The organism is Lentzea terrae (assembly GCF_003265345.1).
Classification (GTDB): Bacteria; Actinomycetota; Actinomycetes; order Mycobacteriales; family Pseudonocardiaceae; genus Lentzea; species Lentzea terrae.
This window is the reverse complement of the sequence record NZ_QFWW01000002.1, coordinates 334,674-356,862: the sequence shown is the minus strand read 5'-3', so window position 1 is coordinate 356,862 and position 22,189 is coordinate 334,674. Positions and strand designations below refer to the sequence as shown.

The window sequence follows — 22,189 nt, the reverse complement described above, 5'->3', positions numbered from 1 at the left end:
TCGTTCCAGCCCACGGTTCGAGACGCGCTGCCTTAACGTTCGCCCATGACAGAGGAACGGTCGGCGGTCGTGGTGCGGGACGTCCGCAAGAGCTACGGCGAGCTGAAAGCCGTGGACGGGGTCTCGTTCACCGTGGCGGAGGGCGAGTTCTTCGGCATCCTGGGGCCCAACGGTGCCGGCAAGACCACGACCCTGGAGATCATCGAGGGACTGCGCGAACCCGACAGCGGTGAGGTCACCCTGCTCGGCGAGAGCCCGTGGCCGCGCAACGTGAAGCTGCTGCCGCGCATCGGCGTGCAGCTGCAGGCGTCGTCGTTCTTCGAGAAGCTCACCGCGAAGGAGCAGCTGCAGACGTTCGGCTCGCTCTACGGGGTGAGCGCGGGCACGGCGGCCGACATGCTGGAGCTCGTCGGCCTCGCGGACAAGGCGAACGAGCAGGAGAACAAGCTCTCCGGCGGCCAGCGCCAGCGCCTCTCGATCGCGTGCGCACTGGTGCACGACCCGGACATCGTCTTCCTCGACGAACCGACGGCGGCGCTCGACCCGCAGGCGCGGCGCAACCTCTGGGACGTGCTGCGCGCGATCCAGGCCCGTGGCAAGACCATCGTCTACACCACGCACTACCTCGACGAGGCCGAGATCCTCTGCGACCGCGTGGCCATCATGGACAACGGCAGGATCCTCGCGCTTGACCCTCCCGCTGTACTGGTGCGCGGCCTGGACGCGCCGACCCACGTGACGTTGCAGAAGGGCGCCATGTCCGTCGTGGACGCGTCCGCGCTGGACGGTGTCGAGGAGGCCCACGAGAACGAGGTGTCGCTGACGATCTCCACGCGACGCCCGGCTCCGGTGCTCTCTGCGTTGGCCGAACGCGGTGCGCTGGACGGTCTGCAGGTCCGCACGGCCACCCTCGAAGACGTCTTCCTCAACCTGACCGGGCGGGAGTACCGCGCATGACCGCGTTCAAGACGCTCTCGCTGGCGATGTTCAAGGGGTTCATCCGGGACAAGGTGACGCTGTTCTTCACCTTCCTGTTCCCGCTGATGTTCCTGGTGATCTTCGGTCTGATCCTGCGCGACGTCGGTGCCGACAAGACCAGGATCGCGGTGGTCGGCGACGGCCCGATCGTCAGCGCGCTCAGGGACAGCGGTGCGCTGGAACTGGAGTCCTACAACGACGAGAACGCCGCCGTGCAGAAGGTGAAGGACGGCGACCTGCCCGCGGCGCTGATCATTCGCGGGCAGCAGCTCGACGTCCGGTTCGCGCAGAGCGACCAGGTGAAGTCGGCGACCGTGGTCGGCATCGTCAACGGGTTCGTGGACAAGGCGAACCTCGCCGCGACCGGGCAGCCGCCGCGGTTCACCTTCGCCGCGGAGAAGGTCGAGGACGCGTCGCTCAAGCCGATCCAGTACCTGACGCCCGGCATTCTGTCCTGGGGTGTGGCGGTGTCCGCGGTGTTCGGTTCGGCGCTGACGCTCGTGTCGTGGCGGCGAAAGCAGGTCTTGCGCCGGATCCGGCTGGCGCCCGTGTCCGCGACTTCCGTGCTGTCGTCCCGGATCCTGGTCAGCGCGGGCGTCGCGCTGGTGCAGGGCGCGATCTTCGTCGGCATCGCGTCGCTGCCGGTGTTCGGGCTGAAGCTGGCCGGCTCCTGGTGGCTCTCGATTCCGTTGCTGCTGCTGGGAACCATCGCGTTCTTCGCGCTGGGCATGCTCGTCGGCGCGTTCGCCAAGACGGAGGAGGCGGCTTCGGCGGCGGCGAACATCGTCGTGCTGCCGATGGCGTTCCTGTCCGGCACGTTCTTCCCGGTGGACCAGGCGCCGGCGTGGCTGCAGACCGTGTCGAAGATCTTCCCGTTGCGGCACATGAACGACGGCATGCTCGACGTGCTGGTGCGCGGCAAGGGGATCGACGCTCTCGTGGTGCCGGCGGCGATCCTGGTCGGTTTCGCACTCGTCGTCGGGTTCCTGGCGAGTCGCGTCTTCAAATGGGAGGAATAGGACACACCCGGTCGTCGTGTGCTCCCCATCACGGTTCATGATGGGGAACCATGACGTTCTCCACCGTGGCTGGACGGTTCCGCATCTTCGCGCTGGCCGAGGCGATCTCCTGGGCCGGTCTGCTGCTCGGGATGTTCTTCAAGTACGTCGTCGTGCAGAACGAGATCGGCGTCAAGATCTTCGGCCCGATCCACGGCATCATCTTCGTCGGCTTCGTGCTCGTCACGCTGATGGCGAAGGAGCCGCTGAAGTGGGACGCCCGCACGCTGGTGCTCGGCCTGCTCTCCAGCATCCCGCCGTTCGGCACGGTGATCTTCGAGCGCTGGGCCAACCGGACCGGCCGCCTCAGCGAAGCAGCTCCCGAACAGCTCTGAGCTCCGTCTGCGGGTCGCCCTCGTGGTAGATCCGCTCGGACTTCTCGATGTTGTCCAGGAACTCCTGGTACTTCACCGCGTTGTGCAGGTGTGACGCGCGGCGGCCGACCTCGAGCGCTTTGAGCGGTTCACTGTCCGGACGGTGTGCGAGCCACGCCTCGGCCCACACCTTCCGGATGTGGTCGTGGATCTCGGACGGGCTGTGCTCGATCGCCCGGCACGCGTCGAGCGCCGGGTGGCCCCACACCGCGTCGGACCAGTCGATGATCTGACCGCCCGCGCGCCAGTTGCCGGGGTGGAAGTCGCCGTGGGTGAGCGTGTCCGGCAGGCCGAACGACGGCATCGGCACCGCGCTCGGCCGGATCCGCGGAGCGCCAGCCAGGGCGTTCTGCACGGCCACCCAGCGCGGCACGATCAGCTCGACGTGCTCGGGCTTGATCGGCCAGCACTTGTCGCCCGGCGCGTCGCCCAGCAGAACCCGTTGCGGTGCTGCCGCGATGACCTCGGGCACCAGCGTCGGGTCGTGCTCGGCGACCATCTTGATCACCGCGCCTTCGTCGGCGAAGAACGACGGGATGGCCTTCAGCCACACCGGGCCGTTCGCGGTGGGCAGCCGGTGGATGGTCGAGAGGTTCCACGTGCGGACCTGGACGGCCGGTCCGGTGCGCTCGATCTGACCGTCAGCCCACGCGATCAGCTCCGCGGGTCCGCCTGGTCGCGCGTACGGCAGCCTGTTCCTGGCGTTCGCACTGGGTTCCCACGAGGGTTGGAGCTTCGTGCGGTCGGGTTCGTCGTGTGCCTCGACGTGGTAGGTGACGAGGCCACCGCCCATGTACGTGCCGCCCTCGACGGAGATCAGCCTGAGCACGCTCGTCCGGACGCCCAGGAGCGCTTCGAGCGCCTCGTTGACGGGTTCGACGTGGTTCCAGTCCGACGTGGGGACCGGCAGCGCGTCGGTGCGGCCCGCGAACCCGCTGGGAGCGCTGATCAGGGCGATGATCGACCGTTCGGTCACGGGGTGGTCACCAGCCTTCGCACGGCACTGAGCGCGTGCGCCGAGGAGTCGCGGTGGTAGATCCGATCGGAGTCCTCGGCCTCATCGTGAACCTCCTGGTACGTCATGGCGTGCTGCAGGCGCGCGGCGCGGCGGGCGGCGTCGAGGGCGTCGAGCGGGCGGCTGTCCGGGCGGTGCCGCAGCCACGCGTCGCTCCACACCTTCGCGATGTGGCCGTACAGGTGCGGGCAGTAGTCCAACAGCCGGCCCACGTCCAGCGCGGGGTTGCCCCACATCGCGAACGACCAGTCGATGATCATGCCGTTCGCCGTCCAGTTGTCGGGGGTGAAGTCGCCGTGCACCAACGTGTCCGGCAGTCCGAAGTCCGGCATCGGCACTGCGGACGGCGGCACTCGGGGCTCACCGGCCAGTGCGTGCTGCACGGCGACCCAGCGCGGCACGATCAGGTCGACGTGCTCGGGCTTGATCGGCCAGCAGGCGCCGCCGGGTGCGTGGCTGAGCAGCACTCGGTGCGGGGCTGAGGCGATCACCTCCGGCACGAGCGAGAGGTCGTGCGCGGCGACCATCTTGATCACTGTTGCCTCGTCCTGGACGAACGATGGGACGGCTTTGAGCCACACGGTGCCGTCAGTCGTGTCGAGCCGGTGCACGCTCGACAGGTTCCAGGTCTTCACCTGCACTGCGCGTCTGGTGCGCTGGATGTGGGAGTCGGCCCACGCGACGAGCTCCGCCGGCCCGCCCAGCCGTGCCCAGAGCTGCCTGCGCGGGGCGTCGGCTTCGGGTGCTTCGGCGGCACGGAGGTGCCTGCGGACGTGCTTGCGGTCGGGCTCGCGGTGCGCCTCGACGTGATAGATGAGCTCGCCTCCCCACGCCGACTCGTCGGCCGTCGCGGAGATCAGCCTGAGCACGCTCGTCGGCACGTGCAGCAGAGGCTCGAGCGCCGCGTTCACCGACTCGGCGTCCGACCACCACATGCTCTTGACCGGGAGGGACTTCTTGGTGCGGCCCACGAACCCGCTGGGTGCGCTGACCAGCGCGATGATCGTCCGTTCTGCCACTCGACCATCATCGCGGCGGGCTCAACCGGATTTCAGTCCTCGAAGTCGCCGCTCGCCCTGCGGACCTTGGCCAGCAGGTCGGTGAGCTGCTCGGTCTGCCGGTCGGTGAGGCCCTTGAGGCCGAGGTTGACCTCGACCACCGCGGCCGTGGCGTCCTCGCGGCGCTTGAGGCCCGCGTCGGTGATCTCCACCAGCGTGGTGCGGCGGTCGGTGGGGTGCGGGGTGCGGCGGACCAGGCCGTCGCTCTCCAGCCTGTCGACGATGTTGGTGACGCTCGTCGGGTGCAGCTGCAGGCGCTCGCCCATGACCCGCATCGGCAGCGCGCCCTTGCGGGAGAAGTAGAGCAGCACCAACGCCTCGTAGCGCGCGAACGTGAGTCCGTGCGGCTTGAGGGCTGCGTCCACGGCGGACTGGATGATTTGCTGGACACGCATGACGCTCGTGACGGCAGCCATCGAGGTGGACGGACCCACCCGGTCGTCCCACAGCTCGGCCGCGCGGGCGATCGGATCGAACGGCAGCGGTGTCATGGGGACCGAAGCTACCAGTCAGTACGCGCAGGGATCATCAGGGAGGCACGTGTGCTTGTCGCGTTCAGCGTTGCTCCGTCCGGTTCGGACTCGTCGGGAGGCGTCGCCAAGGCGGTGGCCGAGGCGGTGCGGATCGTGCGGGAGTCCGGCCTGCCCAATGAGACGAACGCGATGTTCACCTTGATCGAGGGGGAGTGGGACGAGGTGATGGCCGTGGTGAAGCGCGCGACCGAAGCCGTGCAGGCCAGCGCCCCGCGGGTGTCCCTCGTGCTCAAGGCGGACATCCGGCCCGGCTACACCGGGCAGTTGCGGGCGAAGGTCGAACGGGTTGAGGAGCACCTCGCCGACACGCCATGATCGTGCTCCGCCGCTGACCGTTTGGAGTCGAGCGGAGGCGCGTCTCGTGAGATTCGTGATCACCCTGCTGGCCGCGTTGCTGGCGGTCGTCCCGTCGGCCCACGCCGGTCCTGGGCCGTCCAGCAAGTGGGAGAACATCGGCCCGAACGGCGCGGGCGGGTACCTGGCGTTCGCCCGCGACGTCGTCTACGTGCTGCCGGGCGCGGGCCAGCAGGTGTTCCGGTCCGGCGACCGCGGCCGCAGTTGGCGGCAGGGGCGGTTGTTCCCGGAGATGCGGGGCAACGGGCTCGCGGCGGATCCCGCGCGGCCGGACACCGTGCTCGTGGCCGGGTACGAGGGCGGTGGCGGGGCCGGCTCGGTGCTGCGGTCCGTCGACGGCGGGCTGTCGTTCTCGGTCGCGTTGCGGACGCCTTCCGAGGTGCAGGACGTCGCTTTCGGTGGTGGGTTCTCGTACGCGGCTTCGGCTGAGGGGGTCTATCGCGGGGTCGGCGGGCTGGGGTGGTCGTTGCTGCCTGGGTCGCCTGCTGCCGCGGAGGACGTGCAGGTCGTGGGCTCCGACCTGGTCGTGGCCGCTGGTGGGGTCGTGCACGTGCTGCGGGGCGGCAAGTGGTCTGCGTTCGACGTTCCGGCGGACAAGATCACGTCGCGCGGGGATGTCGTGGTGGCGCGGAAGTTCAGCGGCGGGGTGCACCTCTCGGTGGACCGCGGCGCTACCTGGCGCGCGGTTTCCGGGCCGTGGACGTCGTCGTGGATCTTGTACGGCGGGATCACCGGCAACGGCTGGATCCAGGTGCAGACGTTGGACGGGCACTTCATCAGCGCGGACCTGGGCGTGACCTGGAAGCGGACCGACGCGGTGGCACGGGTGGACGTGTACACCGAGATCGGCAGCTTTGTCGATCTGCCCGACTGGCAGTGGGTGTACGCGTCCGGTGGCGTCTACGCGACTGCCGATCACGAGCACTTCAAGCGCGTCGGCGTGCCTGGGGCGCACGTGCTGTCGCTGGCCGTTTCCGGGCGGTCCTTGCTGGCCGGGACGATGCAGGGGTCGTACCGGACGGACTTGCCGGTCACGTCGCAGGAGTGGGACTTCGACGGGTCGGCGCCGCATGCGATCGGCAACCGGATCGGTGCGCTGGCGGCGCGGGACGGGGTCGTGCTGCGCGGGCGGAACGGGTATCGCGGGTCGCAGGACACGATCTTCGTGGAGCGGTCGCTGGACGGTGGCCGGACCTGGGTGACGACCGCTGAGATGCCGGGGAACACGCGTTCGCTGGTGTTCGATCCTTTTGCACCCAATCGCGTGTACTTGGGCGCGTACCTGATCAACGCGTTTTACGTGTCTTCGGACGGCGGGCTGTCCTTCGTGCAGCGGGTTCATGCCGGGTTGCGCGGAATCAAGACGATTGCGGCTGATCCCTCCGGGATCTGGCTCGCTGATGCCGGCGGGCTCTACCGGTCGGTTGACGGCGGTGTTTCGTTGCGGCAGGTGTTGCCCGGACGGATGAATTCGGTGCTCGTGGATCCGCGCGATCCCCGGCACGTGGTGGCCGTTGGGCAGAACTCGGTGTTCGTGTCGTTCGACGGGACTTCCTTCGTGGAGGTGCCTCGGGTGTCCTCGGAGCAGTTGTCGGCCATCGCTGTTGCGCCTGATGGAGTGCTGTACCTCGGCTCGATCTCGTTCGAGGGATCCAGCAAGGGCGTTCTGCGGTCGGTGGACGGCGGTCGTTCGTGGACCGTGTTCGGCGGTCCGGAGGTCTCACTCGGCGTTGAGGCACTGCTGGTCTCCACGGATGGCCGAACGCTCTACGCCGGGACGGTGAGCGGATCCGTGCACCGGCGTTCGCTGGGTTAGCGTGTCGGGCGTGGACGCGAGGCAGCTGTGGTTGAGGTTCGAGCCTTACCACGACGTCACGTACTTCACGCCCGAGTCCCGCGCCGCGACCGACGCGCTGGGCTGCAAGGGCGGCTGGATGGGCTACTTCGGCATGCGCGCCGCACCGCTCGGTGCCGCGTCACCGGAGTTGGTGACGGCTGTCTTCTACAACTTCGCCCCGCGCATGGTGTCGCGCGCCCTGCCCGACGCGTGGTCGGTCGCCTCGCCTGCCGCTTACTTGCAGGTTCGGTTGGAGGGCGTGGATCTCGCTTTGCGTCGTCTGCTGGGCGACGTCTCCACGCCTGAGATCGTCGAGGCTGCTGCTTTGGCTCGTGAGGCGGCATTGGCAGTCGACGTGGCCGGCCGTCCGCTGGCCGCCGCGAACCGCGCGTTGCCGTGGCCTGCTGCGCCGCACCTGGCCCTGTGGCACGCCTGCACGATCTTGCGCGAGGCCCGCGGCGACGGTCACGTGGCGGCGTTGGTCGCTCATGGCGTGGGCCCGTGCCAAGCGCTTGCGCTCTACGCCCGCGAACACTCCCTCGATCCGGCATACATGCGCGCCGCGCGTGGTTGGACCGTTGAGGAGTGGTCGTTGGCCGACGTGCCCGGCGATCTAGCTGCAGTGGAGCGTGCAACTGACGCTGCTGCTGCGGGCCCGTGGGAGGCGTTGGGCGCCTCTGGAACATCGCGGTTCATCGAGCTGATGACACCGCTCGCACTACGCATCGCTTCAGCCAACGAGGCGATGCGCATCAACCCGATGGCCCTGGACCCGGTCCGGGAACTAGCCGTGCCAGGATGGAACACGTGACAAGGCCTGATCCTCGCAAGACCGCCGCACTGTCCGCCGCTCTCTCGGGTGCCGTCGACCTGGGCGCCCTGAAGGCCCGAGCCGACGCCGCCCGCCAGGCCGCTGCGGCGCCTCCCGCATCTGGGGGTGCCGACAACGGCTCCGCGCCGTGGATCGTGGACGTCACCGAGGCGTCGTTCCAGGCGGTGGTCGAGCAGTCCCTGCAGGTGCCCGTGGTGGTGCTGCTGGGCGCCTCCTACTCGCCGGAGTCGCAGCAGCTGGCTTCCTCGCTGACCCGGTTGGCTCAGTCGTCCGGTGGCTCGTGGATCTTGGCGCGGGTCGATCTGGAGCAGGCGCCTCGGATCGGCCAGGCGTTCGGGGTGCAGTCGGTGCCGACCGTTGTCGCCGTTGCCGGTGGTCAGCCCATTGACGCTTTTGCCGGGCCGCTTGCTGACGCCGAGTTGTCGGCTTGGGTGGCTCGGTTGCTGGACGCTCTGCGGGATCGGCTGCCTGGGATTCGGGCTGGTGAGGCTCGGGCTGGTGCTCCGGTCGCTGCTGAGGAGGTTGTCGAGGATCCTCGGATTGTTGCTGCTGAGGAGGCCTTTGAGCGTGGGGACTATGCGTCTGCTCAGGGGTACTACTCGGAGATTCTTGCCTCTGAGCCCGGGAATGAGCTCGCCAAGGAAGGGCTGGCGCAGGCTCGGTTCGCTGAGCGGGCCGAGTCCGTTGATCCTGCGGTGATCGCCAAGGCTGACTCGGCTCCGGAAGACGTCGAGGCTCAGTTGGCTGCTGCTGATGCTCAGGTGGCGTTGCAGCAGGTTGAGGAGGCGTTCCGGCGGCTTGTCGACACCGTTCGGCGGGTTTACGGGGAGGATCGGGATCGGGTTCGGCAGCATTTGGTCGGGCTGTTCGAGTTGTTCCCGGCTGATGATCCTCGGGTTGCTGCTGCTCGGCGGAACTTGGCTTCGGCGTTGTACTGATTTGGGGCCGCCGCGGTCAAGGGCGGCGGCGTTCCAAAAGGACGGTGTCGCGCCATTCGCCGTGGTGCTGCGCGATTCGCTCGCGTACGCCCACGGTTCGGAAGCCTGCTCGGTGATGCAGCGCGATGCTGGCCCGGTTCTCCGGGAAGATCACGGCTTGGAGGGTCCACAGGTCGTCGGCGTCGGCTGCCGAGACCTGGTGGTGCAGCAGGGTTTTGCCCACGCCGCGGCCCTGGTGCGCGTCGGCCACGTAGATCGACGTTTCGACCACGCCGGCGTAGCACTCGCGGGGCGACACGGGTGTTGCGGCGGCCCAGCCGGCGACAGAGCCGTCCACCACGGCGATCCAGCGGTGGTCGGGTAGCCACTTGGATTCCAGGGTTCGGCGGGACGGGACCTCGGTTTCGAAGGTGGCGTTGCCTGAGGCTATGCCTTCGCCGTAGATGCGGCGGACGTCGGACCAGTCCGAGGCGGTCATGGCGCGGATGGATACGCCGGCAACCGGACGGACTGTGCCCGTGCTCAGGGCGCCCATCACGGCGTCGGCGGCGTGGGGGAGACCCGTGCAGCACGCCGGGTTGACGGTTACGAGGGTGGCTGTGCCTTCTCGTTGGACGTGCACGAAGCCCACTTCGGCCAGTTTGCGGACGTGGTGGGAGCAGGTGGACTGGCTCACGCCCAGCAGGGTGGTGAGTTCGCCGACGGTCACCGCGCCCGGGGCTGAGGCCACGTGGTGGAGCAGGCGGACGCGGGTCGGGTCGGACAGGGTTGAGAACCACGAGGCGTAGGTCGCGGCTTCGTCGGTCAGCACGGAGCAAGTATCGACACTCGTCGATGAAATAATCAAACCGAATACTTCTTCACGCAGTACGAGGGGCCGCGGAAGAAGCCGTCGCCGAACGCTTCCACGCGGGCGAAGCCGGAGGGGACGGATTTGCCGTTCACGTCGGCCGCGATGAGGCTGTTGTCGGCCAGCAGTTCGGCCACTGCCTCGTCCAGGTCGCCGGGGGACAGGCGCAGGCCTGCTGCGGGCTCCGGGCGGTTCGTGCGGCCCGCCCAGGCGCCGGTCAGGCAGGCGGTGCGTTGGCCTGCGGCGTCGTCGTCGAGCTTGAAGCCGGTGGCGTGCTGGATGGAAAGCGAGAAGCGAGAGGCGATCACGGCGAACGCAGCGAAGTCGCCGACGCCGCCCTTCGAGCCCTTCTTCGGGGGAGTGCCGATCTTCACCAGGGCCGGGAGGTCCAGCTGGAGCTGGTTCACCGCCGGGCAGTAGGAGGCCGGGGAGGTGGTCTGGGCGTCGGCGCAGGACTTGATGCCCTGGCGGTCCCAGGCCGGGAAGGCGGCGCCGCTCGACTTGTACGCGTCGCGGAGAGACTCCTCCAGGGCCCTGAGGTACTTGTCCTCGTTGATCTGCGCGTTGCCGCGGCCCTGGCCCTGGTCCTTGTCCGAGAGGTCGAAGGGACGTTCGGTGATGCGTTTGTCGATCTCGGCCTCGTTGATCTCCGCGCACCGGGTGGCGCCGCGGACGAAGCCGAACTGGAAGGCGGAGACGCGGTCGAACGCGCTGCCGTGCGCGCCCTGCTTCTCGAAGGAGGTGCCTGCGGCGTCGCGGATGAAGAACATCGTCTGCAGCACCTGGTTCAGGCCCTCGCCGGTGGAGAGCTCGAAGTGCTTCGACTTGTTCTCGGCGATCCAGCGCATGAAGACGCCGGTGTAGCAGTCGGCCTGCTGCTCCTTGACGATGGACGGCGTGTTGGCGCCGATGTTCGAGGCCGGGCCGAGCTTGTACTGGACGGCGTGGCCCATCTCGTGCGCCAGGACGGTCACCACGGCCATGGGACCGAAGGAGTCCTCGAGCATCGGGAGCAGCTCGCCGCGGTCCCAGGTGATGCTGTCGTCCAACGCGCAGTAGAAGGCGTTGGCGATGCCCGCCGTGTTGAGCCGGCAGACCTCGACGCCCTTGCCGTTGGAGTCGTAGGAGATGAAGCGCTTGACCGGTTCGAAGGTCTTGCCGGGGAACGACCTGGGGATCTCGGCCTTCCAGAACTCCTGGACGTCGGCGAGGGTGTTGATGGCCAACTGGTCCATCTCGCCGCCGTCGCCGTTCTCGACGCTCAGGTCCGCGTCGGGCACGCCCTGCTTCGGACCGGACGGGCCGTTGGAGATCTCCAGGCCCGCGACCTTGGTGGGGTCGGGGCGTTCGCCCTTCGGTGCGCCCTCGATCACGGATGAGCAGGCCGTGAGGGCTGCAGTCGCGGCCAGTGCCACGGCGATTCGTCCGATCCCCATGGCTCGGAACACTACTAAGTGCCGTTCATACGCCTGTCGCAAGGACCAGGGGCCAAACGTGAAATTTCCTCACCCCCTGGGGTGATTTCAAAACTGCGCTGACTCGTTTTCGTTGTCTCACTGATGTTTCGGAGCGCACAGTCCCTCCCTGCAAGCCTTCGGTGTGGAAGGAGTTTGGCGGTATGGGTAGAACGCGCTGGGCACGGTTCGTCGGGGTGCTCGGGATGGGTGCCGTGGGAGCAGGTGTCCTCCTCTTCGGCATGTCCCAGGGAGCGCTGGCCGCCTCGTTCGCGGTGTCCGGTACGAGCTTCAAGGTGGGCGCGTCGAACTTGAAGGGCGAAGGCTTCGTCCAGTTCGGTGGTGTGGACGCGAGCGCGAACGGGCAGGTGCACGTCGTCGCGGTCAGCGGCTTCAAGTCCGCGACGCTCGACAAGTTCTGCCAGTCGGTGTTCGTGCCCCACATGCCGATCGTCGGTGACGTGACGATGCGCATCACCGCGGCCGACGTGGGTGGCATGTCGGCGGACAACCTGGTCGTCGGTCTGAGCGACCTCAGTGGTGACCTGGTGCTCGGCGCCCCCGACATCGGCATCGACGCGAGCAAGGTGACCAAGGGACCGCCCGGCCTCAAGGGTCTGCCGGGTTCGTTCGGTCTGCAGGCTGACTCGGCGAACATCGCCAACCTGAAGCAGACGGCCTGGTCCACGACAGCTCAGACCATCAGGTTCAAGGGCATGAACCTGAGCATTCGCAACGGGAAAGACGAGTGCTTCTGAGGTTCTGGCGCGGCTTCACCGCGTGGCGACGTGGCCGGCCCTTCTGGGCCGGCCTGTTCGTGGCGATTGGCGCGCTCATCATCCTGATTCCGCCGTACGCCAACCTGAAGCTCGGCGACATGGTCATCTCGATCCAGACGCTCGGTGGCGTGTCCGCGCTGCTGATCGGTTCGTTGCTGGCCGTCTGCGCGGTGTCGTTGTGGGTGGCGCCGAAGTTCCGGCTGGCGGCAGGCTTCGTGACGGTGCTGTTGTCGCTGGTCGCGCTCGTCGTGACCAACCTCGGCGGCTTTCTCTTCGGCACCATCTTCAGCCTGCTCGGCGGCGCGCTCGCCGTGGCGTGGACGAACGAGCCGAAGAAGCCCAAGAAGGCGAAGAACGGCGCCGAGCCCACCCAGAGGGTCCAACCCACATGATGCGAACACAGCCGATGGCCGCGGTCGCCATGATCGCGGTCCTGGCGCTGCAACCGCCGTCGAGCACCACCGAGCCGCCGCCCGATCCGAGCAGCAGCTCGTCACCGGTGCCGACGACCAGCTCGGAGCCACCACCCGCGTCGAGCAGCAGTGCCACTCCACCGCCGGCGTCGTCGTCCGTGCCGACTCCTCCGCCGAGCACGGAGCCGCCAACGTCGTCGGCGCCCCCGCCACCGGCCCCTGCCCCGGTGGCGGCGGGAGGGCGTGAGTGGACGCTCACCGCGTCCAGGCTGGAGCTCGGTGGCCTGAACTTCGTCGGGATCGTCGACTCGGTGGTGAACGGTCAGGTCATCAAGGTCCTGAAGTTCACCACGTCCGACATGAAGATCAAGGATTTGGTGCAGACGGCCGAGGTCGGGCCGGGACTGAAGCTCGTCACCGCGGCACGTGCGGGCAGCACGTCCACGGTGAACCGGGTCCCGCTGCCGGGCCGGCCGGCGCCACCGCTGATCGAGCTGTTCACCGTGCAGCTCAAGGGCAAGCTGGACATCCTCGGCATCAAGATCCCGGTCGACTACACGGCGGCCCACCCGCCGCCGCTGAACGTGCCGTTCGCGACGTTCCACGACGTCACGGTGCGCAACAGCGATCTCAAGGGCGGCAATCTCACGATTCCGGGCGCGCAGATCTCCGTCGTGTCCGACCAGGCACCGGTCGAGAGGCGCTGACCGGCACAAAGCTCTGGAGCCCGCACACGCCCTGAGGCTGTGCGGGCTCCAGTTCGTTTCAGCTCAGAGACCGCACTTCTTCGGCCCCTCGAACACGCCTTCCCGGAACCGCGCCACGCGCTCGAACCCCGGATCCACCGCGCCCTCACCGCGCGCGTCACGGGCCGCGTAGTCGAACCGCAGCAGCACGGTCACGGCCTCGTCGAAGTCACCCGGCGACAACCCGAACTGGTTGCCCGGCCGGGAGAACACCGCGCCCGTGTACGCACCGGCCAGGCACAGCGCGGCGGCGGAGGCCTCCTCGCCCTCGATCGGCTTGCCCTGCACGGCCAGTTCGGCCAGGGCGTAGCGGCTCGCGATCAGGGTTCCGGTCGCGTAGTCGCCGAGCTCCTTGTGCAGCGCAGGGAGCTCGTCCTGGGTGTCGATCTTGATGGACTTGTCGGACGGGCAGTAGGCGACCGGGCCCTGGTCGCCGGAGCAGGTGGGCTCGGTGGTCGCGGATTCGGCCTTCGGGGACGGCCAGGTCTTGCCGGCCGTCGTGGCCAGGGTCTTGAAGTAGCCGTCGAGGTCGGGGGTGACGGACCTGAGCATCTCGGCGAACGGCAGGTTGCCGCCGTTCGCGCGGTCCGTGGTGCTGGTGAACGCGCGCTGGGTGAACGTGCGGTTCTGCACCGACATCGCCGCGCAGAACTTCGTGCCCTGCTCGTAGCCGTCCTGGAACGCCGCCACGCGGTCGAACGCGCTGCCGTGCGCCTGCTCGTCCTCCGGGGAGGTGCCGACCGGGTCGCGGAACGTGATCAGCGCGCCCAGGGCCTTGTCCAGGGCGTCCGTGCCGATGTCGAGGCGCTGGGACTTGCCGTCGGTCACGTTGCGCACGAACGCGCCCGCGAAGCAGTCGGCCTGGGCCTCGGTGAGGATCGTCGGGTACTTCTCCGGCTCGCGGCGCTCGGCCTCCGGCGTGATGCCCATGCGGCTCTGCACGGCGTGGCCGACCTCGTGGGCCAGCACGACGACCACGGCGGCCTCGCCGAAGCGGTCCTGCAGCACCGGCAGCAGCGACGCGCGGTCCCAGGCGATGGCGTCGGCCGCCGGGCAGTAGAAGGCGTTGCCCTCGACGTCCGCGGCCTTCTGGGTGCACGGCGGCGGCTTCGCGGTGGCGTCGGCCGTGTCGACCGAGTAGTAGCCGCCGCTCAGCTGCTTCCACGGCTTGCTGAACGTGCTCTGGAACGACTGCTTCCAGAACTCGTCGATGTCGGTGAGAGCGGTGGCGGCCAGCTTGTCGATCGGGCCGTTGTCCGACCCGCGCACCTGGACGGTCTCGGTGGAGGCTTCCTTCTTCACCACCTTGGCGGCACGCGGGCGCCCTGGGATCTCAGCGGTGCAGCCGACCGCGAGCAGGGCGGTGGCGACGATCAGCGCGATGCTCCGGTGCCGCATGGACCCATTGTGCCTGCCGGTCGGCTTGAGGGGCGTCCTACTCGTCGAACTCAGGCGCATACAGAGGCCAACGTGCGGCGGACTGATCAGGTTCACCGCACCGGCGACGGAGGAGATCAGTCGGCCTTGAGCACCGGCAGAGCCTCGGTCACCGCCTCGGCCGCGGGGTCGGGCACCAGCCACAGCACACCTGACGGCGGTAGCTGCAGCAACGCGGAGTACGGCCGCCCGTGCCACGGCTTGGCCTCGGTCTCCACCCCGCCCATGTTGCCGACACCCGAACCGCCGTAGTGCGCGGCGTCGGTGTTCACCAGCTCCTTCCACCGCCCGGCGGACGGCAGACCGACCCGGTAGTCGTGGTGCGGCATCCCGGCGAAGTTGGCCACGCAGGCCAGCGTCGACCCGTCCTCACCGATGCGCAGGAACGACAGCACGTTGCCGCCGGAGTCGTTCGCGTCGATCCACTGGAAGCCCTCCGGCGTCACGTCGTGCGAGAACAACGCCGCTGCGGTCTTGTACACCGAGTTCAGGTCGCGCATCAGCGCCTGGATGCCCTGGTGCAGGCCGGGTTGCTCGACCAGGTGCCAGTCCAGCGAACGGGACTCCGACCACTCCTGCTGCTGCCCGAACTCGCCGCCCATGAACAGCAGCTGCTTGCCAGGATGCGCCCACATGAACGCCAGCAACGACCGCACACCGGCGGCCTTGTTCCAGTCGTCGCCCGGCATCCGGCCCCACAGCGAGCCCTTGCCGTGCACCACCTCGTCGTGCGACAGCGGCAGCACGAAGTTCTCGCTCCACGCGTAGACCAGCGAGAACGTCATCTCGTTGTGGTGGAACGACCGGTGGATCGGCTCACGCGACAGGTAGTGCAGCGTGTCGTGCATCCAGCCCATGTTCCACTTGAAGCCGAACCCGAGTCCGCCCAGGTGCGTCGGCCGCGTCACGCCCGGCCACGCCGTCGACTCCTCGGCGATCATCACCACACCGGGGTGCCGGCGGTACACGGTGGCGTTCAGCTCCTGCAGGAACCGCACCGCGTCGAGGTTCTCCCGGCCGCCGTACTCGTTCGGCAGCCACTGGCCTTCCGGCCGCGAGTAGTCGAGGTAGAGCATCGATGCGACGGCGTCCACGCGCAGCCCGTCGAGGTGGAACTCCTCGATCCAGTACAGCGCATTCGCGACCAGGAAGTTGCGGACCTCGTTGCGTCCGAAGTCGAAGACGTGCGTGCCCCAGTCGAGCTGCTCACCGCGCCGCGGGTCGGCGTGCTCGTACAGCGCGGTGCCGTCGAACTTCGCGAGCGCCCAGGCGTCCTTCGGGAAGTGCGCCGGCACCCAGTCGACGATCACGCCGATGCCGCGCTGGTGCAGCGTGTCGACGAAGTAGCGGAAGTCGTCCGGCGACCCGAACCGCGAGGTCGGCGCGTAGTACGAGGTGACCTGGTAGCCCCACGAACCGCCGAACGGGTGCTCGGCGACGGGCAGCAGCTCCAGGTGCGTGAAGCCCATGTCCGCGCAGTAGTCCGCGAGCTCGGTCGCCAGCTCCCGGTAGCCGAGACCCGGCTTCCACGACCCGAGATGCACCTCGTAGATCGACATCGGCGCGTTCGACCACTGGGTGGCCTCGCGCCGCGCCTCCCACGTCGCGTCCTGCCACTGGTACTCGGACCGCGTCACGACCGAGGCCGTCTGCGGCGGCTTCTCCGTCGCGAACGCCATCGGGTCGGCCTTCTCGTGCCACACGCCGTCCTGACCGAGGATGCGGAACTTGTACCGCGAGCCAACGGGAACGTTCGGCAGGAACACTTCCCAGACGCCGGAAGAACCCATGGACCGCAACGGGTTCGCGCGTCCGTCCCAGCCGTCGAAGTCGCCCGTCACGCGCACACCGCGCGCGTTCGGCGCCCAGACCGCGAACGAGACACCGGTGACGTCGCCGGAAGTCGTTTCATAGCTTCGAACGCGCGCGCCGAGCACGTCCCAGAGCCGTTCGTGCCTGCCCTCGCCGATCAGGTGCAGGTCCAGCTCGCCGACGGTCGGCAGCCACCGGTACGGGTCGTCGACCTCGACGGTGTGGTCGCCGTAGGACACCAACAGCCGGTAGTCGCCGGGCGCTTCCGGCAGCTCGCCCTCGAAGAGCGCGTCCGCGATACGTGGCAGCTCGACCTGCTTGTCACCCCACGCGACGGCGACCGACGACGCACCGGGCCGCAACGCCCGTGCGATCACCTGGTCGCCATCGGTGTGCACACCCAGCACGGAATGCGGGTCGTGATGGGCTCCCGACAGCAATCGGTCCAGGTCAGCCTTCACGACTCACTCTCCTCCGCTCGTCATCCGGGCGATCGACGACAGCGGCACCGTCAACCACTCCGGCCTGTTGGCGTGCTCGTAGGCGACCTCGTAGACCGCCTTGTCCAGCTCGAACGCACGCAGCAAATGCGTGTTGTCCCGCGGATCGGCCGCCACCTCGGCGTACCCGTCGCAGAACGCCGCCCGGTTGCGCTTCGTCCACTCCATCGCGCGATAGGCGAGCTGGTCGTCGTCGGGCTGGCCGATCAGCAGCTGCCTGGCCGCGTAGTCGAACGACCTCAGCATCCCCGCCACGTCGCGCAACGGCGACTTCAGCGCGTTGCGCTCGGCCGCGGGTGCCGCCGGCTCGCCCTCGAAGTCGATCAGCAGCCAGCCGTGCACGGTCCGCAGCACCTGGCCCAGGTGCAGGTCGCCGTGGATGTGCTGGATCGGGATCGCGCCGATGTGCTGCCGCGCCTCCTCGAACGTGGCGCGCAACGGCTCTTCGTACCGCGACAGCTCCGGCACCGCGTCGAGCACGGTGTCCAGGCGTCGTTGCATGCCCTCGATGGCGTGCGTGATCGCGTCGTCGTCCGCCAGCCGCGTGCCGAGTGCTTCGGCGAGATCCGCGTGCACCTTCGCCACCGCGTGCCCGAGGCGGCAGGCCTCACCCGCGAAGTCACCGCCGACCTCGTCCGCGTGCAGGTCGGCCTCTGCCATCAGGTCGCGCACCGAGGTCTTGGCCATGTCCCAGCCCTCGACCGCGTCCGGCAGGAACTCCTGCAACATCGCGAGCGTGACCGGCTCGCCGTCCAGTTCGGTCGAGATCGAGCCCAACGGCAAAGCGATGTGCTCGCAACCGACCGAACGCAACGCCCGGTGCATCACCAGGTCGCGGTTCTCGCCGCGCGCGAGCTTGCGGAAGATCTTCAGGATGTACTGCTGGCCGTAGATCAGCGACGTGTTGGACTGCTCGACGCCGATCGGCCTGCCGCGCAACGAGGTGCGCAGCTCGACACCCTGCTCGTGCGCGAACGTGATGCCGTCGACGTGTTCACCGGCCGCGATCTTCTCCAGCAGCAGGCCGTTGCGGTCGGGATCGGCCGTCGCGTCGAAACCGTCGGAGTGCTCGCTGATGATCAGCTGGTACTCCTCGCTGCGGCCCGGCTGCTCGACCTCGACGATCACGTGCACCATCTCGTCGGACAGCGGTGTCGTCCGCAGTGGACGGACGGCGTTGATCGGCCGGTCCTTGCCACCGAACCAGCGCAGGGTGGGCAGGACGTCGGGCAGGGTGGTGACCAGCTTGTCGGCGAGCTCGTCGGGATCGATCATGCGCGATTCACCTCATCTCGCTGTCGTCGCCCGCCTCTACCAGCTGGAACCAGTAGAAACCGTGACCGGGAAGGGTCAACAGGTAGGGGAGTTCCCCGATCGAGGGGAACTTGACACCTCCTGTGAGCTCCAGCGGCGTGTAGTCGCGGTGCTCGGAGAGGTCCAGCTCGACGGGTTGCGGGAAGCGTGACAGGTTGTTCACGCAGAGCACGATGTCCTCGCGCCCGTCGGGCCGCTTCCACAGTCGCTTGTAGGCGAGCACGCTGGGGTTCGAGCCGCCGAGCTCGCTGAAGTCGCCCTCCGCGAACGCGTGGTGCTGCTTGCGCACCTCGATCATCCGGCGGGTCCAGTTGAGCAACGACGACGTGTTGTTGAGCTGTGCTTCGACGTTCAGGCCCTGGTAGCCGTAGACCGGGTCCATGATCACCGGCAGGTAGATCCGGCCGGGGTCGCAGCTCGAGAAACCCGCGTTGCGGTCAGGGGTCCACTGCATCGGCGTGCGCACGGCGTCGCGGTCGGCGAGCCAGATGTTGTCGCCCATGCCGATTTCGTCGCCGTAGTACAGGACGGGCGAGCCCGGCAACGACAACAGCAGCGCGGTGAACAGCTCGTGCTGGTTGCGGTCGTTCTCCAGCAACGGGGCCAAACGCCTGCGGATGCCGATGTTCGCCTTCATCCGCGGGTCCTTGGCGTACTCCGTGTACATGTAGTCGCGCTCTTCGTCCGTCACCATCTCGAGCGTCAGCTCGTCGTGGTTGCGCAGGAAGATGCCCCACTGGGCGTTCTCTGGGATCGCCGGCGTCTGCGCCAGGATCTCCGAGATCGGGAACCGCGACTCGCGCCGCACCGCCATGAAGATGCGCGGCATCAACGGGAAGTGGAACGCCATGTGGCACTCGTCGCCGCCGATCTCCGGGTCGCCGAAGTACTCGACCACATCGGACGGCCACTGGTTCGCCTCGGCCAGCAGCACCCGGCCGGGGAACTCGTCGTCGACGACCTTGCGGCAGCGCTTGAGGAACTCGTGCGTGCGCGGCAGGTTCTCGCAGATCGTGCCTTCCTCCTCGAAGAGGTACGGCACGGCGTCGAGGCGGAACCCGTCGATGCCGAGGTCGAGCCAGAACCGCAGGATGTCGAGCATCGCCTCCTGCACTTCCGGGTTCTCGTAGTTGAGATCCGGCTGGTGGCTGAAGAAGCGGTGCCAGAAGAACTGCCCGCGCACCGGGTCGTACGTCCAGTTCGACGACTCCGTGTCGACGAAGATGATCCGCGCGTCGCTGTAGCGCGAGTCGTCGTCGCTCCACACGTAGTAGTCGCCGTACGGGCCCGTCGGGTCCTGACGGGACTGTTGGAACCACGGGTGCGCGTCGGACGTGTGGTTCAGGACCAGGTCGGTGATCACCCGGATCCCGCGCCGGTGCGCTTCCTCCAGCAGGTACACGAAGTCCTCGACGGTGCCGAACTCCGGCAGCACCGCGCGGAAGTCGCTGATGTCGTACCCGCCGTCGCGCAGGGGCGAGGCGTAGAACGGCGGCAGCCAGAGGCAGTCGACGCCGAGCCACTCCAGGTAGTCGAGCCGCGACGCGAGCCCTCTGAGGTCACCGGTCCCGTCACCGTTGGAGTCGCTGAACGCGCGGACCAGGACCTCGTAGAAGACAGCGCCCTTGAACCAGCTCGGGTTCGCCGATGCCGGTTTCGCTGACTTGAAGTCCTCGGACTGCGGCTCGACGAGCATTCCCTGGTCGTCGATGGCCTCACCGGTGTGGGGGACGCCTTCCAGCCCCAGCGCCGCGTCCGGACGGGTGTCTTCGTTCATGATCTCCCACCTCGTCGGGGGTGTAGTGGCTCTCCATGAACGGGCTCTTTCACGGACCTGAGGTCCACAAAAGAGCCGTTCATGGATCAGCTGAAGCGGCGCTGCAGGCTCACGACGTGCGCGGTGGCACGCCACGGCTCGAGGCGGACGTAGTTGGCTTGTCCCCAGTCCCAGGTCTCGCCGGTGACCTCGTCGTGTGCGATCACCCGCTCGTGCCAGTCGAACCCGAGGTCAGGCAGGTCGAGGTAGAGCGTCCCCTCCTGCCCGCCGTGCGGGTCGAGGCTGACCACCACGACGACCGTGTCACCGGTTTCCGGGTCGCGCTTGGAGAACGCGAGCAACGCGTCGTTGTCGATGTGCTGGAACTTCAGCGTGCGCATCTGCTGGAGCGCGGGGTGCGCCTTGCGGATGTGGTTCAGCTTGCGCAGCCACGGTTCGAGCGAGCGCCCGTCCGCCAGTGCACGGGCGTAGTCCCGCGGCCGCAGCTGGTACTTCTCGGAGTTGAGGTACTCCTCGCTGCCGGGCTTCACGGCCTCGTGCTCGAAGAGCTCGTAGCCGCTGTACACGCCCCACGACGGCGCGAGCGTGGCCGCGAGGGCCGCCCGGAGCCCGAACATGCCGGGACCGCCGTGCTGCAGCGACTCGTGCAGGATGTCCGGCGTGTTCACGAAGAGGTTCGGCCGCGCCTCGTCCCAGTGGTCGCGCAGGTCCTCGCCGAACTCGATCAGCTCCTGCTTGCCCGTCCGCCAGGTGAAGTACGTGTAGGACTGGGTGAAGCCGAGCTTGGCCAGGCCGTAGAGCCTGGCGGGACGGGTGAAGGCCTCGGACAGGAACAGCGTGTCCGGGTAGACCTCCTTGACCTTCCAGATGAGCCACTGCCAGAAGTCCGGTGGCTTGGTGTGCGGGTTGTCGACCCGGAAGATCCGCACCCCGTGCTCGCACCAGTGCAGCATCACCCGGAGCACCTCGTGGTAGAGGCCCTGCGGGTCGAGGTCGAAGTTGATCGGGTAGATGTCCTGGTACTTCTTGGGCGGGTTCTCCGCGTACGCGATCGTCCCGTCCGGCCGGGTGGTGAACCACTCCGGGTGCTTGAGGACCCACGGGTGGTCCGGCGCGCACTGCAGCGCGAAGTCGAGCGCCACTTCCATGCCGAGCTCGCGCGCCCGTTCGACGAGCGCGTCGAAGTCCTCGAGCGTGCCGAGCTGCGGGTGGATCGCGTCGTGCCCGCCCTCGTCCGCGCCGATCGCCCACGGGGAACCGGTGTCCTCCGGGCCGGCGACGAGCGTGTTGTTGGGGCCCTTCCGGTTCACTCGCCCGATCGGGTGGATCGGCGGGAAGTACACGACGTCGAAGCCCATCGCCGCGACCCGGTCGAGCTCCTTGGTCGCCGTGGCGAACGTGCCGTGCACCGCCTGGCCGGTCTCGTCGATCCCGCCGGTGCTGCGCGGGAAGAACTCGTACCAGGAACCGAACGCGGCCTTCTTGCGGTCGCACCAGATCTTGTGCGTCTTGCCCTTGGTGACCAGCTCGCGCACCGGGTGCTCGAACATGATCCGCTGAACGTCGTCGGCCATGGCGGGCGAGACGCGTTCGCCCAGCGGGCGGTCCACGTCGCGAAGTGCTTCTGCCGCATACGTGAGCAGTGCTCGCTCTTGCCTTCGATCGGGGCGGCGTGCCACTCGATCGAGTAGCAGTGCGCCGAGTTCCAGATCGTTTGCGAGATCGCCGGCACCCTGTCCCGCCGCGATCTTCACCTCAACGGCGTGGTTCCAGGTGCCCCAGGGGTCACTCCACGCATCGATCCGGAACGTCCACGCACCCTCGTGGTCGGGCACGACGGTGGCTCCCCAGCGATCGAGGCCGATGCCGACCTCGTGCATTCTCGTCTGGCGGGCGACTCGGTCGTTCGGTCCGCGCCACGTCACTGTCGCCGCGAGTTTGTCGTGACCCTCGCGCCACACCGTGGCCTGAACCGGAATGTGTTCTCCCACAACGGCTTTGGCTGGATACCTGCCAGCCGACACCACCGGGGATACGTCGTCGATACCGAGCCGTCCACTCATCGGCAGCGCCTTTCCGCCGTGTCGCTCCGCGTACTCGTAATCCTGCCTTGCTCGATCAAGCGTCCTG

At 68.2% G+C, this 22,189-nt stretch carries 20 protein-coding genes; 10 read left to right on the top strand and 10 right to left on the bottom strand.

Features of this window, described 5'->3' with window-relative positions; translation table 11 throughout:
* Positions 1–45: 45 nt before the first annotated feature.
* The 3 genes from DI276_RS04915 to DI276_RS04905 are packed head-to-tail and all read left to right on the top strand — an operon-like array spanning position 46 to position 2,371.
* Positions 46–957 (top strand): ABC transporter ATP-binding protein, encoded by a 912-nt coding sequence (locus tag DI276_RS04915; RefSeq protein WP_112262059.1) that lies wholly within the window; start codon positions 46–48, stop codon positions 955–957.
* Positions 954–1,997, top strand: a complete 1,044-nt coding sequence (locus DI276_RS04910) for an ABC transporter permease (protein ID WP_112262058.1) — start codon at positions 954–956, stop codon at positions 1,995–1,997. The genes DI276_RS04915 and DI276_RS04910 overlap by 4 nt, the downstream gene beginning before the upstream one ends.
* Positions 1,998–2,047: 50 nt before the next feature.
* Positions 2,048–2,371, top strand: a complete 324-nt coding sequence (locus DI276_RS04905) for a DUF3817 domain-containing protein (protein WP_112262057.1) — start codon at positions 2,048–2,050, stop codon at positions 2,369–2,371.
* On the opposite strand, the gene DI276_RS04900 is transcribed toward DI276_RS04905, so the two are convergent.
* From DI276_RS04900 to DI276_RS04890, 3 genes are read right to left on the bottom strand one after another with little or no spacing between them, the layout of a single operon-like run.
* Positions 2,343–3,386 carry a phosphotransferase gene (locus tag DI276_RS04900; RefSeq protein WP_112262056.1) on the bottom strand — a complete coding sequence of 348 codons (1,044 nt, stop codon included), beginning with the start codon at positions 3,384–3,386 and terminating at the stop codon, positions 2,343–2,345. The genes DI276_RS04905 and DI276_RS04900 overlap by 29 nt on opposite strands.
* Positions 3,383–4,444, bottom strand: a complete 1,062-nt coding sequence (locus DI276_RS04895) for a phosphotransferase (RefSeq protein WP_112262055.1) — start codon at positions 4,442–4,444, stop codon at positions 3,383–3,385. The genes DI276_RS04900 and DI276_RS04895 overlap by 4 nt, the downstream gene beginning before the upstream one ends.
* A gap of 32 nt (positions 4,445–4,476) precedes the next feature.
* The gene (locus DI276_RS04890) at positions 4,477–4,974 is read right to left on the bottom strand and encodes a MarR family winged helix-turn-helix transcriptional regulator (RefSeq protein ID WP_112262054.1); all 498 of its coding nucleotides are present in this window, start codon (positions 4,972–4,974) and stop codon (positions 4,477–4,479) included.
* 51 nt (positions 4,975–5,025) lie between these two features.
* On the opposite strand from DI276_RS04890, the gene DI276_RS04885 reads away from it, so the two are divergent.
* Genes DI276_RS04885 through DI276_RS04870 form a run of 4 tightly spaced genes read left to right on the top strand, consistent with a single transcriptional unit; the run spans position 5,026 to position 8,977 of the window.
* Complete coding sequence (locus DI276_RS04885; protein WP_112262053.1) at positions 5,026–5,331, top strand: MTH1187 family thiamine-binding protein; 306 nt, start codon at positions 5,026–5,028, stop codon at positions 5,329–5,331.
* Positions 5,332–5,377: 46 nt separating this feature from the next.
* Positions 5,378–7,186, top strand: a complete 1,809-nt coding sequence (locus DI276_RS04880; RefSeq protein WP_157984521.1) for a sialidase family protein — start codon at positions 5,378–5,380, stop codon at positions 7,184–7,186.
* Positions 7,187–7,196: 10 nt separating this feature from the next.
* Positions 7,197–8,018, top strand: coding sequence for an SCO6745 family protein (locus DI276_RS04875; protein ID WP_112262219.1), 822 nt, complete (start codon positions 7,197–7,199; stop codon positions 8,016–8,018).
* Positions 8,015–8,977, top strand: a complete 963-nt coding sequence (locus DI276_RS04870) for a co-chaperone YbbN (RefSeq protein ID WP_408610494.1) — start codon at positions 8,015–8,017, stop codon at positions 8,975–8,977. Before DI276_RS04875 ends, DI276_RS04870 begins: the two co-directional genes overlap by 4 nt.
* A gap of 16 nt (positions 8,978–8,993) precedes the next feature.
* On the opposite strand, the gene DI276_RS04865 is transcribed toward DI276_RS04870, so the two are convergent.
* On the bottom strand, positions 8,994–9,788 hold the full coding sequence (locus tag DI276_RS04865; protein WP_232836450.1) for a helix-turn-helix domain-containing GNAT family N-acetyltransferase: 795 nt from the start codon (positions 9,786–9,788) through the stop codon (positions 8,994–8,996).
* Between the two features lie 32 nt (positions 9,789–9,820).
* Positions 9,821–11,263, bottom strand: a complete 1,443-nt coding sequence (locus DI276_RS04860; RefSeq protein ID WP_112262050.1) for a neutral zinc metallopeptidase — start codon at positions 11,261–11,263, stop codon at positions 9,821–9,823.
* 182 nt (positions 11,264–11,445) lie between these two features.
* Here DI276_RS04860 and DI276_RS04855 point away from each other — a divergent pair, with 182 nt between their 5' ends.
* Genes DI276_RS04855 through DI276_RS04845 form a run of 3 tightly spaced genes read left to right on the top strand, consistent with a single transcriptional unit; the run spans position 11,446 to position 13,180 of the window.
* On the top strand, positions 11,446–12,039 hold the full coding sequence (locus tag DI276_RS04855) for a DUF6230 family protein (protein WP_112262049.1): 594 nt from the start codon (positions 11,446–11,448) through the stop codon (positions 12,037–12,039).
* Positions 12,030–12,452, top strand: coding sequence for a DUF6114 domain-containing protein (locus DI276_RS04850; RefSeq protein WP_112262048.1), 423 nt, complete (start codon positions 12,030–12,032; stop codon positions 12,450–12,452). The genes DI276_RS04855 and DI276_RS04850 overlap by 10 nt, the downstream gene beginning before the upstream one ends.
* Positions 12,449–13,180 (top strand): hypothetical protein, encoded by a 732-nt coding sequence (locus tag DI276_RS04845; protein ID WP_157984520.1) that lies wholly within the window; start codon positions 12,449–12,451, stop codon positions 13,178–13,180. Before DI276_RS04850 ends, DI276_RS04845 begins: the two co-directional genes overlap by 4 nt.
* A gap of 63 nt (positions 13,181–13,243) precedes the next feature.
* Here DI276_RS04845 and DI276_RS04840 read toward each other — a convergent pair whose 3' ends face one another.
* The 5 genes from DI276_RS04840 to DI276_RS04820 form a co-directional block, all read right to left on the bottom strand.
* Positions 13,244–14,617, bottom strand: a complete 1,374-nt coding sequence (locus DI276_RS04840) for a neutral zinc metallopeptidase (protein WP_112262046.1) — start codon at positions 14,615–14,617, stop codon at positions 13,244–13,246.
* Between the two features lie 116 nt (positions 14,618–14,733).
* Positions 14,734–16,929: a 1,4-alpha-glucan branching protein GlgB gene (gene glgB, locus DI276_RS04835; protein WP_112262045.1), complete on the bottom strand. Its 2,196-nt coding sequence runs from the start codon at positions 16,927–16,929 to the stop codon at positions 14,734–14,736.
* Between the two features lie 3 nt (positions 16,930–16,932).
* Positions 16,933–18,243 (bottom strand): maltokinase N-terminal cap-like domain-containing protein, encoded by a 1,311-nt coding sequence (locus DI276_RS04830; protein WP_112262044.1) that lies wholly within the window; start codon positions 18,241–18,243, stop codon positions 16,933–16,935.
* 7 nt (positions 18,244–18,250) lie between these two features.
* The gene (treS, locus tag DI276_RS04825; protein WP_112262043.1) at positions 18,251–20,059 is read right to left on the bottom strand and encodes a maltose alpha-D-glucosyltransferase; all 1,809 of its coding nucleotides are present in this window, start codon (positions 20,057–20,059) and stop codon (positions 18,251–18,253) included.
* An 86-nt stretch (positions 20,060–20,145) separates the two neighbouring features.
* A complete protein-coding gene (locus tag DI276_RS04820; RefSeq protein WP_112262042.1) occupies positions 20,146–22,122 on the bottom strand; it encodes an alpha-1,4-glucan--maltose-1-phosphate maltosyltransferase in 1,977 nt (658 codons plus the stop codon).
* Positions 22,123–22,189: the final 67 nt, after the last annotated feature.